Origin of the sequence: Maribrevibacterium harenarium (assembly GCF_006385675.1) — a bacterium.
Classification (GTDB): Bacteria; Pseudomonadota; Gammaproteobacteria; order Pseudomonadales; family Marinomonadaceae; genus Marinomonas; species Marinomonas harenarium.
Window position 1 is genome coordinate 61,378 of record NZ_VFRR01000007.1, and the last position, 13,827, is coordinate 75,204.

Sequence of the window (13,827 nt, forward strand, 5' to 3'; positions counted from 1 at the left end):
GTCGAAATACATCACACACCGCCCCGTTTCACCAAAGCCATAGTACGCTGGTACATCCACCAAGCATTGGCTCCAGACAGCACATTGGCGATAAAAGCGCCGATAAAAATACCCGTCAGGCCGAGCAGTTCACCACCGAGCCAGAGGCATGGCAGGAAGAAAGCAAACAGGCGTAGAGCAGAGATGGTCAGCCCTCGGTAGGCTTTACCTAGGGCGTTAGCGACCGACACCATCAGCATACAAATCCCAAGTGGGCCAAGACTCAATGGCACCCAAAGTAGATGTAGGGTCACGATATCCACCACATCTTGTTCTGACGACAATAAGCTGGCGATAGGCGTTGCCAAAAGGAAAGTGATCAGCGCCATGGCAGTTTGGAAGACAAGCACATAGACCACCGCTATTTTGACCAGCGCCTGAATTTCATCGAATTGCTTTGCTCCAAATAACCGCCCCACCATAGGCGGCAGAGACATAGTCAGCGCCAGCACGGTGACGATAACAAAAAACTCAAAGCGGGAGCCAACCGCCCATGCCGCGACGGCAGCCGTACCAAACCCGGCGATCAGTTTGGTCGCCAACATAGATGAAATCGGCGGCAGCAGCTGGCTCACCATCGCAGGCCCCATAATATGCCCAAGCTCCGCGAGGGACTTAGGCACGGAAATACTGGCAAAGTCGAAGCTCACCCAATGGTTTTGCCAAACCTTGTGTGCCACCAACACCAATGCCAGTAGAAATGACAAAATCGTCGCCACGGCCGCTCCGACGATGCCCATATCCAGGGTAAAAATAAAGATGGGATCAAGCACCATATTGGCAACACTGGTTACTATCATCATCACACCGGGTAACATGGTGTTGCCATTAGAGCGGGAAATGCTATAGAAAAAATAAGTCATCGCCCCGACCCAAGCACTAACCAACCACCAGGGCCAATAAAGCTCGATAATCGGCATCACGCTGCCCGCGCCACCCATCAGTGCCAAAAGCGGCTCCCGCAGTAGCCAGATCAACAGACACAGCACTAGGACACCCACTGCACCAACGAGCAATACCAAGCCAGCCAGTTGCTTTCCATACTGCTCTTGGTTGGCACCCAACGCTTTAGAAATCAGGGAAGTGGTGGCAATGCCTAAACCCACTTGCAGACCGATCACGATCATTTGCATCGGCAAAGTAAAACCTTGGGCAGCCAGCGGCAGCACCCCTAGCTGACCGATAAAGGCACTGTCCACTAACTGAAAACTCATGAGTGACAAAATGCCAAACAGCATGGGTAAGGTCATGGAAAATAATTGTTTCGCTAGGGTGGATACCGGAGTCGAGGACATAGCATTCATAAAATGGATTAATAAGGGCGCTTAGTGTAGCGGAAAAAGGGAACGAGTTTATGAAAAGCTAGGAAGTTTCTGTTTTCGTTCTACTGCGACGACAACGCTCGGAACAATATTTCACGTCATCCCAGCAGGCTTGCCATTTCTTGCGCCAAACAAAAGGTCGCTGGCATACAGGGCACAGTTTGCTAGGTAAATGTTGCTTTTTGATGTTTTTCACGAGTATCCCCCTAAGTGTGGGGGATACGTACTGACGGGCAATTTGGATGCCCGTCAGTGACAGCGTGCTTAAGCAGGGTGGCGGATCAGTGACAAACTTTCTTCAGCGAAGCCAGTACCCGCCTCAGTGTAGAAGTTAAAGACATTATCAATGCCAGCAGCAACCATTTCATCCCGCTCATCTTGGTAACGGGCAATGGCTGCTACTTGCCCGCTATAACCCGCTTTACGAAGTTGCTCGACGATATTGATGCAGTCCCCTGCTGAAGGCAACGCCAAGAGCACCAGCTTGATATGAGTGGTATCTAGATGCTCCCAAAGGTCTGCATCTTCACCATCCCCAAAGAAGACATTCGCACCTTTTTCACGCATTTTTTGCACCCCAAATTGGTCAGCGTCCATTCCCGCCACCTTCTCCCCGACCATACGGTGCAAGGACTCGAATGCGCCGCGGCCAACTCGACCAAGCCCAACCACCAGCACTTCCATGCCTTTAGGCTGTACATAGGTATCCGCTGCCAACGGCACTGGGTGCTCATAATGACGAATAGTATCTTTGTATTTGGCGTAGTACTTGTGTGCTTGGCGGTAAAGAATACTGGTAATCACAAACGAGAAAGATACCGCCAATGCCAGTATCACCAACCACTCATTGGCGAGCCACTGATTATCCACCGCTAGCGCCACCACGATCAGGCCAAACTCGGAATAGTTCGACAATGCCAACGCCCCAAGGAAGGCTGTACGACCACGCAAACGTAGCCATACGAACAACAGGAAGAAGAGCACAAATTTCGCCAAGATGATGGCCGTTAGAATCAAGCTCTGCCCAATCATTTCCCAAGTCGGCAAGGCCGAGAAACCAATGGACAAGAAGAAGCCGATCAAGAATAAGTCTTTGAAATTCATCAAGGATTTATTCAGTTCCGCCCCTTTACGATGGGTGGAAAGCAATATCCCCATAATCAGGGCACCCAAGTCCCCTTTTACACCAACTAAGTAGAACAGCTCATAGCCACCCAAGGCTAAGAACAATCCGGTAAGTGGCAATAGCTCCCCGTGCCCGGATTTTTCTAATAAACGACATAGCAGTGGCCGCGCAGGGATCAAAGCAAACAGCGCCAGCGCCCAGATGGAAGGCACGGCTCCGGTGGCGAGCACCAAGAACACCACCGCCACAATGTCTTGCATAACCAAGATACCTAACGACAACTGACCATGGCGGGTTTTCAGTTCACCGGTTTCTTCCAGCAATTTGACGATACAAACGGTACTAGAAAAGCTCAAAGCGAAGCCAACCAAGGCGGCGGTACGCACATCCAGCACATCAAAGTAACTCAGCCCCAAGGTCGCCAGCAGCATAGCAAGCCCAGCGAACAGAATGACCCAGATGCCCATATGACTTAGGGTAGAGGCCCAGATTTCTCGTTTTAACAAATCCTTTACGTGGAGTTTTAAGCCGATCGAGAACAGCATGAGCGTAATGCCGAGATCAGCCAAATGGGTCAAGATAGCAGCGGGCTTAATGCCCATAAAATTCAGTAAAAAACCGGCTCCCAAAAAGCCGATCAAAGGTGGCAAATTCACTAGTCGGACGGCTAGCCCACAAATAAACGCAAACAACACCCAGATAAATTCCATGGGAAATTTCAACTCCGCAATATCGCTTTTAAAACCAATGGCTATAATGAAACCATAGTTACCTGCTGGAATGGAGTAGCCACTTGTAAATTTTTGCTCATAAACCTACCTAAACCGCATCATTACCAACATTCGACACGGTACACACATCATGCCAACTTGGTTTTCTCCTCCACTTGGGGGTGTTTTCGTTGTTCTCGCACTACTTTCCCCTGCCCTTTGGGCCGCTGACACCAGCGCAGATATCCCCTATACCTCTATGCTTTTGGGATTGTTTGGCGGCTTAGCCATCTTCCTCTACGGCATGGAAAAAATGTCCGACGCGCTGAAACAAGCCGCCGGCGCCAATATGAAAAACTGGCTAGCGCGTCTCACCACCAACCGCTTTTCCGGTGTGTTAACAGGTGCTGGCGTGACCGCCGTGATTCAATCCTCTTCCGTGACCACGGTGCTCGTGGTTGGATTCACCTCGGCTGGTCTAATGACACTCAACCAAGCGGTGGGCGTGATTATGGGAGCCAATATCGGCACCACGGTTACGGCACAAATTATCGCCTTCAAAGTGACGAAAGCCGCCCTCGCTATGGTCGCGATTGGCTTTATGATGTTCTTCACCTCTAAAAAGGAAAAAGTGCAGCAATACGGCTACATGGTGTTTGGCTTGGGCATGATCTTCCTGGGCATGAATATGATGAGCGATGCCATGGCACCGCTGCGCACCTTTGCGCCATTTATCGACTTAATGACCCATATGGACAATGTGCTGTTGGCAATATTGGTCGCTGCGGTCTTTACAGCGTTGGTACAGTCCTCTTCAGCCACCACAGGGATTGTTATCGTGCTAGCAAGTCAGGGGTTTATTCCACTGGAAACCGGTATCGCCTTAGCCATGGGAGCCAATATCGGCACCTGTGTGACCGCCATTTTGGCCTCCGCTGGCAAAGGCCGGGAAGCACTACAAGCATCGACGGTACACGTACTATTTAACGTGATTGGGGTATTGATTTGGCTACCTTTGATTGGTCTCTTAGCGGATATCAGCATACAACTTTCGCCCCTACACCCAGAGCTTGCTGGGACAGAACGCTTAGCAGCGGAAATCCCCCGGCAGATAGCCAATGCCAATACCCTATTTAACCTACTGAATACCTTAATTATGCTGCCCTTTGTGGGTGCTTTTGTCTGGCTGGTACGGAAATGGTTTCCCCACAAAAGTGCCACCGAGAGCACCGCGCAAGTACAAACAAAATTTATTGATCCCGCTTTTTTAGCGACGCCTGATATCGCCCTAAACCAAGCCCAATTAGAGATCAGCCGTGTGGGTCGTCGCGTGTCGACCATGTTGGCTCTGGTTCCCACGCTGGCTCCTACTGGAGATGCCAATGACCAGCGCCAGCAGCTTGGCGACGTGCGCCACCAATTGGAACAAGTCGAAAACGAAGTGGATCAGCTACACAGCGCCATCTTGTCCTACTTGGGCAAGCTACGCCGGGAACCCCTTTCCGCACAACACAGCGCGAGACAAATCGCCTTAGTCGGCATGACCGATCATTTGGAAAACATCGCCGATTTGATTGTGCATTCCCTACTGCCTATCGTCAGCCGTGCGGTAAAAGACCAACTGGAAGTCAGCGACGCCATGCGCACTACCCTAGATGCGCTACAGAAAACCGTCAACGACGCCCTACTCAACTGCGTCAATGGCATCCGCCGACAAGATCACAGCCTGACACAACAGGCACTAGAGGTGCGTCGAGAATTAAACGGCTTAGTCAATCAGGTACTGGCCCACCAAGCAGAACGCTTGGCTGACGACAGCCCCAATCGCCTCAGCGTGTTTCACCATGAAATGGAATGGGTCGGTGCGTTCAAACACATCTACACCATGACCCGTCGGGTGGCGAAAATGCAGTTAACGTCTAGTTGATAAAACATACACAAGGCTTCGAGATCGACGTCCCTGACGTTTTAGCAACGGCAGAAGTGCGACAATCGATTCAAATTACCACTATTGTAGCAATTCGCTACACTTCCTATATCACACTGAGGAGATTTTGTTACGTCTACTGCAAGTATTCGACTTGACCAAGATTTAGTTGATAAAGCTGCTATCATGGCTAAAGCCCTAAACCGCACCACCCCAAAACAAATTGAGCATTGGGCTAAAATCGGTGAAATGATGGAAGATAATCCCGATTTGCCCTATGAATTCGTAAAACAAGCAATCATCGCTAAAGCCGGAAAACTTGAGGAATACGACTTTAGCCGATTTTCAGATCTAGCTTGAAATTACGAATTATCTTTTCATCCAAACAGCTTCGTAAAAACTTATTCATTTGCGCCATATCATTAGAAGAGTAGAAATCGAGCATGAGCGTATTAAACTCTTGCTGACGTTTGGCTTGCACATTAATGATAGGAAAACCATTGGCCAACAAAATACCATTCATCATGAACCGACCGGTACGCCTATTAACATCCCAAAAAAATTGAGCGCGTGCCATTTGTAAAAATGCAGTAATTGCTTGATCGTAAACATCAGATTCACTATTAACCTGACTCTCAATTTCAAGCCATTTATCGTCCAACTCATCTGGAGCAGGAGGCTCATACTCTGAACCCGTAATGGAAACGTAACCAGAGCGAAACTTACCCCACTCTAACGCTTCTTCTTTACCTGCTATATTGTGAATTTTTAAAGCGGTTTCTTTATTAAATTGAAATTCACCTTGATCAACTAAGCCAAAAATAAACTCCCATGCTCGAGCTTGGTTAATTGCCATATTTTGATCACTAATTCGATGACCACCTACGGTGATCCCATCTAGAATGGTTTGCACCTCAGGTAAAGTCATTGCAACACCCTCTAGGTTAACAGCATCATAAACCAAAGCTGGCACATCTCTTTTTGCAAGTTGTTTGGCCAAGGGGATATTGGGTTTCATATTCCAAATATTATCTGTTAATGCTGTCATAGTGATCTTCTTTAATATAAGTAAAACTCGGCTAAGTATACATTTACTGATGAATATGGTAGCAGACGTCGGCTAACGTCCGCCTAAGGGGCTGGCAACCCATCACCATTAAACTCAATCACAACCGCCTTAACCACCGCGGCTAAATGGGACTGGAAACGCCACGCATTGACATTCCCTTTGTGGTGTTTGTAAGCCATGATGGTAAACGATCACTCATCAATCAGATCTCTTTGGGTAACTTTTCCCGCTTTGAACTGGGCAATTGAACGGTTTAGATGCTCAGCGTTCGCTGGAGAGCGAAGCAAGTGTACGATTTCCATTAGACTATTGTAATAATCCAACGACATAACCACGGCATCCAAGACTGCTTTTAAACTATTCCTAGCTTCGGTAAAAGAAACGATCCTCATAGCCCCTATATGTACTTATTACGGAACAAGTATAGTATTCACAGTTTAAATTGTACGGCTAAAGGAACGTGTTCACTAGAAGGTAGCTAGCGCAAAAAAACAGCCGTACCAAACCCTAAAGATATGAACAATATCACTGGCAATTAAACAACGGACGGTGTAATCACCAATGAATGATACGAATAAGCCATTTCTGAGAAAAGTTACTGTATCTTTCTTTTTGAAATAGAGTGAATTTATTTATCCACAAGCATTGAATGGCTGAATTATTAGCATATTTCTTAGCTTGTTTGATATATTCAAAAAAGAAAGTTATTTCTTTATCCGAATTTCAAACTTAAAATCAGCTGGCAATTTCAAAGTGGTTTGCCTATTCATAACAATCACATACTCATAGACATCAGAAATATCTCCACCTTTAAAGAAAATTCCTCCATCATTTAAAGTTGGTCCCAAAACATCACCTATAATTAATTTACTGGGACTCTGGAAATACACCCCGTTATCATCTTCGAAGACTGGTGTGTAGATACCCGCTGGAAGCGTATTCATTACAAGTCCAGGCTGAAAAGAGTATGGAGCTGCCACGACAATAACAATATCCTTAACTAGGTGACCACCGAGAGCCCTATCATCCGATAACGGCTTTACTGTACTGCACCCAATCAATGCTCCAATAAATGGAACAATGAGAGCTAACAATATTCTAGAAACCACATTCCCCTCCTGTTTAATTTAGCTAACAATTAAGTATTATACAGCAGCGTAGCTGCGGCTATAACCCACTGTTGAACGGCTGCATTGTCTATATAGAGGATGTGCTTCTTCATGATAGGACTTCCCTGTATATAACTCGCTAAAGACCAAAGATTGTCTAGCATGTTCCGTTTCTGATCGCTGCTATGTTGGTTTTTTATTGGCTCTTTTGTAGCGCGATTTGACCCGCGAGGCAAGCGATTCCCTCAGACCTTATGACCTGATCTGTTTTTATACTCTGATCTCACCGTGTGCTAACGCTAACTGCCATTGTCCCATGGCAGCATGACGCGAAGCCATTCCGTCACCTTACTATCAGAGACATCGCCAAGAATCTCTTGGTAATACATGTAGTAAAAAGTGCCTTACTAGCCCTTGTGGCGTGTATTAAAAGAGACTGTTTATTAGATTGGTAATCTCGATATTGAAGGTCCATATAGGCGCGGATGCAAAACGAGGTCTAGTGCACATCTTCACTACGAATCCTACTAATGAGCATGATCTAAACCAACTGCCAGAGCTCCTTTATGGTAATGAATCCTTTGTATCGGCTGACTTTGGCTGCCGTGACGTTGAAAAGCGCTCAGAAACCAAGGAACGGAAAGTCGATTGGTTAGTGGCTGAGATGCCTAGCAAGATATGCGCTTGGAAATTTGCTACGAGTAGACCAGATGATTCGGTCTGCCCAAAGTTAGTCCGTCTAAATGATGGATTCTGACCGATCAAAGAGGCGAAATACCTAGAAAACAGCACCTAATCGGGACTTTTGAAGGTGTGCCGGAAAGCGAACAAGTCAGCGCACGACTATCTGACTTGTTCTTAGTTTTCCTAGTCATCACCGTAATAAGCGTCTAATATCGAGCCCACTGATTTAATTTCATCAACCAGCTTAGACAGCCTCTCAAGCTGACTCTTCTTGCCTTCACCCAATACATCGAGATCGTGTAGTTTTACTGCGGTACCAGACATACAGACCATCAGCATCCCCCTGTTGCCACCAACTTCTGCATAATCTATGTCAGCTGCAACAACAGCATTACCACCCAGAGATAGTGTTTTAGCTCTTATCTGATCTAGGCATAAATTCTCACCTTGAACTAATTTACTATTAGTTCGACCAGATTGACTTCCAAAGAAGTCGGTAAAACCTGATGTAAACTCAGTTATAACCCCTGTTCCAGTAGTAGACTGTCCAGTCACAATTCCAATTGAGTCATATTCCCATTTGTAAGGGTGGTGACTAGTGAGCACAGGGATATTAGATATTAAGTTTTTAATTTCCTCGTTGAGCTCCTTAGATTTGTGCCTGACCGCTTCGCTTGCTTCTAGAAGAAGATCTTCGCTACAAGACTTGCAGTAACCATCTACTGATGTCTTATTGTGATAATTAATAAGCTTAGTTTGAGCCTCGGAAATCAATTGATTGTTGGAAAAGAGAGTGCTCTTTATCTCAGAGCCACAGTGTGGGCATAGTGTTTTCATAAGTCTGTCCTTTTAAATTCATCTAGCTCTATCTTAAAAGTTATGAAATCGCTATAAGCCTCATTTATACTAGGCAAACTTGCTCTTCCATGAGGTAATAGTGACTGAAGTATCAGTATTGGTTTCGACTATTGAAACATAATCGGAATGTAGCAGATATGTCAATTCAAATGCTACAAAAAGTACTGTTTGGCTTTTTATTTTTGTATATTCAAAGCCATTGTGCGGCAGGCTATTATTCGTTCTTGACTGATTTAAATTGATCAAGATAAGACACTCATATCGAGTGGATCGGTTAAAATATTCAATATAAGCATTTTGCATCGGTTTACTTGATCGAATTAATAATATTCTATTCTTAGCTTCCCAGTTCACAAGGTGACTAGAGATAAATTCCGGACCATTATCACACCGTATTGCTAGTGGCTAGCCTCAAAACTCTAAGATCTGCTTCAGTGAACATCTCAATCTAGCACTCGGTAAAGACAGACCAAAAGGAGCAGGAATATCTTTCCCGCCCCATCCAAAGAATCAAAGTCGAAGCCCATTAAGACCTCAACTCTTTACATCACCGTCAATAAAAAGCAAAGCTTGAAACGAGCAACGATATTTATTACCAGAACAAATACTGTTATCAGGAAATACTTTAAAACTATAAAGAAACAAGGAATTGCTGAATTTGTAGTGCTCGCTGTGACGCATAACGATAACCGGAAATAACTTTTTTAAGATCTTGTTCTGAGCTTATAGGCATGTGGTACGACTGGATACACACGCCCTCCGCGAAATTACCCAGGCGAATTGACATACCCATTTTACCGACTGTCGAGAAGTCGCCGCCCTTAGGTATAGATTCCTGCAATTTCTTATAATCTTCCCAATTGTCAATAAAGGCAGAAATGTATCGCTCAACAGATTCACCGGGGACAGAAACGAATGTTCCATTGTATCTTGAGTCAGGGCCAGAGAAGTAGTACGAGATCTCCCAAGATTCTTTGTTTACCTTCAGTTTTCCTCCGCATGGTAGTGGTTCCTCATATATCCCTACACTCATTATTTATCTCCATCGATACTTGTTTGATGCCTAACAATTAAGGGGGATACAGCAGCGTAGCTGCGGCTGTAACCCAGTATTGAACGGCCGCGTTCTCTATATAGGGGATTTGCTTTTTTCATGATGGGACATCCCTGTTAAATAATTCGCTTACTACCAAAGTCTATTTGGACTATGCCGCTTCAAATCGTCTTTGATCGCCGCTATGTTGATTCTTTATTTGCTCTTTTGTAGCGCGATTTGACCCGCGAGGCAAGCGCTTCCCTCAGGACTTTTGACCTGTAAGAATAAGGCATTGCTCGACGCAAAATAAAAAAGGCACCTAAGTAGCTTAGGTGCCAAGGGAAAAGTTCCAATGGGTGACGTACCGCGAAGGTGAGACCGATGGAACCTTGAATGATCGTGTTTACAGTAAGGCTCCCGCTGGGAGCCTTAGAATAACCACGCTCTGGGCGTGTTTGTTTTGGTTTAGAAGCTTAGTGCGGTACCGATAGCAGTAACGGTGTCTTCGTTGTCCTTGGTCGCTGCTTGCTGGCCGTATTCTGCGTATACGTACATGTTAGAGGCTACGTTGTAAGACACACCCACTAGGTAGTTGTCGTAGCTGTCTTGGTTTGCAGCTTCTGGGTCGATGGTTTGGTAAGAACCGTAGACATCACCTAGACCGTAAGCAAAGCGTGCACCTACACCCATGCGGCTATCCACATCGGACTGTTGTTCGTATTTTGCGTTAACAGAAAGTGCTGGGCTCACTTGGTAAGCTACACCTAAACCGTAGGTTTCGTTACCGTTTACGGTAGTACCTTGGTCATCGTAACCAGCAGACACGGTCAATGCGTCAACAGAGTACTTAGCGACTAGAGTTAGCGCTGTGCCGTCTTTAACGGTAGCTGTGTTACCTTGCGTTTCAGTTTCTGCTTTGCCTTTCACTTGCACAGATGCTTGTAGTTCTAGGCCGTTAAAAGATGGGGAGAAGTAAGCTAGGGTGTCGCCCTCTGCGGTAGTGGCAGAACCAGCAATGCCTACGTATTCACCTTGGTCTAGGCCATCTTGTACAGCGTCAGAGTAGATGCTGTCGAAGGTACCTAGCTGTACTTTACCGAAACCGCCTTTTACACCAACAAAGGCTTGGTCTAGGCCGATTGATACATCGCTGTTGTTTTCATCAGCGTCAGCTTCAAGCTCGTATTTGAAGAATGCTGTAGTGCCTTCGGTCACCATGGTTTCGCCAGTCAAACCGATTGTCGAACCATTGTCGCCTAGCTGTGCGCCGTTTTCGTCGGAATCGCTGTAGGCGTACTGCAGGTTACCGTATACGTCTACAGAAGAGTCTGCGGCAAAGGCAGAAACAGAAGAAATGGCTGCGCCAGATACGGCAATCGCTACAAGTGTCTTTTTCATTTTTGGACTTCCTTCTTACACATGATGGGCAGTGGTGGTTACCGACCAGCCCGTTTGGATACGTCGGGAGTCATCTTCAAACATGGCAAAGCAAGCCGCAATAGCTGACAAATGGGTTACATTATCTATCCCAAAGTCATCCGCGATTAGTACAATTGATCAAGAAAGCATGCGAAATAGCATGATCAAAACGTCACCAAAATAAAAATAAGGCAATATTTTTCAAGTACTTAATATAACGTCGATTATTTTTCATTCATTCACTATTGCTAAATTAAGCACAAAAAGTCTTACGAAAAGCGCATATTTCTTGCTTACTCATACAGTTTCTAAACAGTGACATATCCGCTCAGTTATACCCTTCATAAATGCCGAGAAACTCTGATGAAGAAACACACAACGGTTCGTCATACCGAAAGGAGATTGTGCAACACAAAAAAAGGCCCCCTATCTTTTCAGACAGGGGGCCAAAGACCGATTTCACGCTGTTAGGGCAGCGCTAATCTAGTGGAGATTTAGGGTTATTTCACACCGCTAGCGTAATCCGCTACGGCTTCACCCTGACGGGACCAATCTGCTTGCTCCTCGGCGGTCGCCTTCGGAGAGAACACGCCTAGCTGGGCGTAGATCAGACCTAGAACCGGAGACACCCAACATGCAAAGGCTAATGGAATGTACAGTAGGTTCTCGAAGTTACCGTCACCGATGCTTAGACCAAGGGCACCGATTACAAAGGCACCACCTGCGTTCCATGGAATCAAAGGAGACACCAAAGTACCGCCTTCTTCGATAGCACGGGACAGGTTCAAAGTAGAGTACTTCATGCCACGGTAAACTGGCGCATACATACGACCTGGTAGGGCGATGGAGAGGTAAGGGTCGCCGGCCACTAGGTTCGTTGCTACCGAGGTTAACGTGGCAGAAGTTTGGACGCCGCGGAACGAGCTTACTTTCGCCATAATGGCGCGAATGATAGCTTCAAGGCAGCCGGTTTTTTCCAATGCGCCACCAAAACCTAGGGCGATCAGAATCAAAGAGATAGTCCACATCATAGATTGCACACCGCCACGGTTAAGCAAGCTATTGATAGCAGATGAACTGGTTTCGATAGAGTAACCGCTGTTGGCGTAGGTCAATACGTCGTGTAGACCTGCACCTTGGGTGAAGACCGCAACTAAGGCACCGGTGATCACACCAGCGAACAAGGAAGGGATCGGTGGCATACGCTTCACTGCCAACACGATGACGACTAATGCAGGAAGCAACAACCAAGCGGAGATCTCGAAGTTGTTTTGCAATGAAGTAGTGATGGCATTGATACGATCAAATGACGCTTCATCGCTACCCATCAAGGTGAAGCCAGCTACCAAGTAGATAACAAAGGCGATCAACATGGCAGGAATAGTGGTTGGCATCATGTTCTTGATGTGGGAGAACAAGTCAGTACCAGTTACTGCAGGGGCTAGGTTAGTAGTGTCAGATAGCGGAGAAACTTTATCACCAAAGAACGCACCAGACACAACGGCACCGGCAGTCCAGTACATTGGGATATCAAAACCAGCGCCGATACCCATTAGTGCTAGACCAACCGTACCTACGGTACCCCAAGAAGTACCCAGTGACAGAGAAACCACCGAACACAACAACATGGCAGCGGCCAAGAAGATCTGTGGCGACAAAATCGTCAGACCGTAGTAGATCAGGGTTGGTACGGTACCGGATGCGATCCAAACACCAACGATCATACCCACTAGGATCAATACCGATACGGACGGCATGGAAACGTGGATAACATGGAAAATACCCTCTTCGATATCTTTCCAACGCATACCTAGCTTAATACCCACCAATGCGGTGATTGCTAAGCCAATTGCTAATGGGATGTGCGGCGTGAAGTCGCCGAAGTAGAAAATTTGTACGCCCAAGAGGGCCAAAGTGAGAACAACTGGGATCAGTGCCAGCCCGAGGCTTGGCGTTTCCCATGTCGGAGTCGATTTAGTGCTAGCCATAGTATATTCCTATAATGCTGCTCGATTATTGTGATTGTCTTTATTTTGAGCATGTCACCTTGGACTTCACCGAGGCAAAGTGACATACAAATTGTGCATAACCTCAGTACCCTAAGTTGTAACAACATTGATTGAGTAATTCTCAAACAGGTCGTAAATCTTTGTATGAACAATGTGAACATGACAGGGGACGTAATAAAGCGGGTCAATAAGCCGAAAAACGCACTGAAAAGGGACACAAGTCGCAAAAGCTGACCGTGCAACTAAGATGTAAATAGCCTATTGGCATGAGGCAATGGCAGAGTTGGCGCTTTTTTGCCTCACATTGTGACAAGTCTTGTGATTAACATGGGTAAGAACAGGCTGAAATATAAACCACCTATTTATAAAGCGTTTTCCTGTTAACGATTTGTTTACATTTACCGCAAACCAGCAAGATGCTTATCTTTTTACCGCTGAATTGTTATAGTTTGATGATGAAAAGGTTAGCTGCTGGCTTGCCATTTGAAGTAGATAACAACAAACACGACCTTCTTTCCT

Annotated in this window: 13 protein-coding genes and 1 pseudogene; 3 read left to right on the plus strand and 11 right to left on the minus strand. The window is 46.1% G+C overall.

The window, feature by feature from the left end; translation table 11 throughout:
- Window positions 1-11: 11 nt before the first annotated feature.
- From FJM67_RS05685 to FJM67_RS05695, 3 genes are all read right to left on the minus strand, one after another.
- On the minus strand, window positions 12-1,334 hold the full coding sequence (locus FJM67_RS05685; protein WP_219845903.1) for an MATE family efflux transporter: 1,323 nt from the start codon (window positions 1,332-1,334) through the stop codon (window positions 12-14).
- 67 nt (window positions 1,335-1,401) lie between these two features.
- Window positions 1,402-1,557, minus strand: a complete 156-nt coding sequence (locus FJM67_RS17860; RefSeq protein WP_140587727.1) for a DUF2256 domain-containing protein — start codon at window positions 1,555-1,557, stop codon at window positions 1,402-1,404.
- Window positions 1,558-1,625: 68 nt separating this feature from the next.
- Window positions 1,626-3,197, minus strand: a complete 1,572-nt coding sequence (locus tag FJM67_RS05695) for a cation:proton antiporter family protein (protein WP_140587729.1) — start codon at window positions 3,195-3,197, stop codon at window positions 1,626-1,628.
- A 151-nt stretch (window positions 3,198-3,348) separates the two neighbouring features.
- On the opposite strand from FJM67_RS05695, the gene FJM67_RS05700 reads away from it, so the two are divergent.
- Both FJM67_RS05700 and FJM67_RS05705 read left to right on the plus strand, forming a co-directional pair.
- Window positions 3,349-5,124 carry a Na/Pi cotransporter family protein gene (locus FJM67_RS05700; protein ID WP_219845905.1) on the plus strand — a complete coding sequence of 592 codons (1,776 nt, stop codon included), beginning with the start codon at window positions 3,349-3,351 and terminating at the stop codon, window positions 5,122-5,124.
- Window positions 5,125-5,271: 147 nt separating this feature from the next.
- Window positions 5,272-5,484 carry a TA system antitoxin ParD family protein gene (locus tag FJM67_RS05705; RefSeq protein WP_268888261.1) on the plus strand — a complete coding sequence of 71 codons (213 nt, stop codon included), beginning with the start codon at window positions 5,272-5,274 and terminating at the stop codon, window positions 5,482-5,484.
- On the opposite strand, the gene FJM67_RS05710 is transcribed toward FJM67_RS05705, so the two are convergent.
- The 3 genes from FJM67_RS05710 to FJM67_RS05720 form a co-directional block, all read right to left on the minus strand.
- The gene (locus FJM67_RS05710) at window positions 5,459-6,172 is read right to left on the minus strand and encodes a Fic family protein (protein WP_181161437.1); all 714 of its coding nucleotides are present in this window, start codon (window positions 6,170-6,172) and stop codon (window positions 5,459-5,461) included. The genes FJM67_RS05705 and FJM67_RS05710 overlap by 26 nt on opposite strands.
- A 212-nt stretch (window positions 6,173-6,384) precedes the next feature.
- Window positions 6,385-6,585, minus strand: a complete 201-nt coding sequence (locus FJM67_RS05715) for a type II toxin-antitoxin system Phd/YefM family antitoxin (protein WP_140587732.1) — start codon at window positions 6,583-6,585, stop codon at window positions 6,385-6,387.
- A gap of 312 nt (window positions 6,586-6,897) precedes the next feature.
- On the minus strand, window positions 6,898-7,302 hold the full coding sequence (locus FJM67_RS05720; RefSeq protein WP_140587734.1) for a hypothetical protein: 405 nt from the start codon (window positions 7,300-7,302) through the stop codon (window positions 6,898-6,900).
- Between the two features lie 502 nt (window positions 7,303-7,804).
- On the opposite strand from FJM67_RS05720, the gene FJM67_RS17890 reads away from it, so the two are divergent.
- Window positions 7,805-8,059: a hypothetical protein gene (locus FJM67_RS17890; protein WP_328591925.1), complete on the plus strand. Its 255-nt coding sequence runs from the start codon at window positions 7,805-7,807 to the stop codon at window positions 8,057-8,059.
- Window positions 8,060-8,169: 110 nt separating this feature from the next.
- On the opposite strand, the gene FJM67_RS05730 is transcribed toward FJM67_RS17890, so the two are convergent.
- From FJM67_RS05730 to nhaC, 5 genes and pseudogenes are all read right to left on the minus strand, one after another.
- On the minus strand, window positions 8,170-8,823 hold the full coding sequence (locus FJM67_RS05730; protein ID WP_140587735.1) for a heavy metal-binding domain-containing protein: 654 nt from the start codon (window positions 8,821-8,823) through the stop codon (window positions 8,170-8,172).
- A 264-nt stretch (window positions 8,824-9,087) separates the two neighbouring features.
- Window positions 9,088-9,249 (minus strand): annotated as a pseudogene (locus FJM67_RS17945) (IS3 family transposase); the annotation flags it as partial.
- A 226-nt stretch (window positions 9,250-9,475) separates the two neighbouring features.
- Complete coding sequence (locus FJM67_RS05735) at window positions 9,476-9,877, minus strand: hypothetical protein (protein ID WP_140587737.1); 402 nt, start codon at window positions 9,875-9,877, stop codon at window positions 9,476-9,478.
- 468 nt (window positions 9,878-10,345) lie between these two features.
- Complete coding sequence (locus tag FJM67_RS05740; protein WP_140587739.1) at window positions 10,346-11,278, minus strand: porin; 933 nt, start codon at window positions 11,276-11,278, stop codon at window positions 10,346-10,348.
- A 521-nt stretch (window positions 11,279-11,799) separates the two neighbouring features.
- Window positions 11,800-13,287, minus strand: coding sequence for a Na+/H+ antiporter NhaC (gene nhaC / locus FJM67_RS05745; RefSeq protein ID WP_140587741.1), 1,488 nt, complete (start codon window positions 13,285-13,287; stop codon window positions 11,800-11,802).
- Window positions 13,288-13,827 lie beyond the last annotated feature (540 nt).